Source organism: Photobacterium chitinilyticum, assembly GCF_004104355.1.
Lineage (GTDB): Bacteria > Pseudomonadota > Gammaproteobacteria > Enterobacterales > Vibrionaceae > Photobacterium > Photobacterium chitinilyticum.
Genome location: NZ_RJLM01000185.1, coordinates 1 through 452 on the forward strand (window position 1 = coordinate 1; position 452 = coordinate 452).

Here is a 452-nt window from a genome sequence, read left to right on the forward strand (position 1 = left end):
ACTCAAGTTCTTTTTGATTACATAAATTGGGCAATGAAGACCACAATGATGATGATTGGAATGACGAAACGAAGAAACGAAGAAGGAAGAGCCAGACTTGGAACAGTCCTTGTTACTCAAGTTCTTTTTGATTACATAAATTGGGCAATGAAGACCACAATGATGATGATTGGAATGACGAAACGAAGAAACGAAGAAGGAAGAGCCAGACTTGGAACAGTCCTTGTTTCCATGCTCTTTCATCGAGATGGAGTTCCTCCATTGCAAGAGCCTTTTTAAAGATATAGCCTGTAAAAAGTGAAAGGTAGAGAGCTCCAAATGGCATGAGGAGATTGGAAACCAAGAAGTCCATAGCGTCAAAGAAGGTCTTACCAAAAATGTGAACATCCGCCATGACACCGTAAGATAGGGCTGAAGGAATGCCAAAGACAAAGGTCAAAATTCCTAAAATA

General features: G+C 40.0%; 1 protein-coding gene. It reads right to left on the reverse strand.

The window, feature by feature from the left end:
• Window positions 1–112 precede the first annotated feature (112 nt).
• On the reverse strand, window positions 113–452 hold a 340-nt coding region (locus EDI28_RS26440), incomplete at its 5' end, for a hypothetical protein (RefSeq protein WP_233353529.1).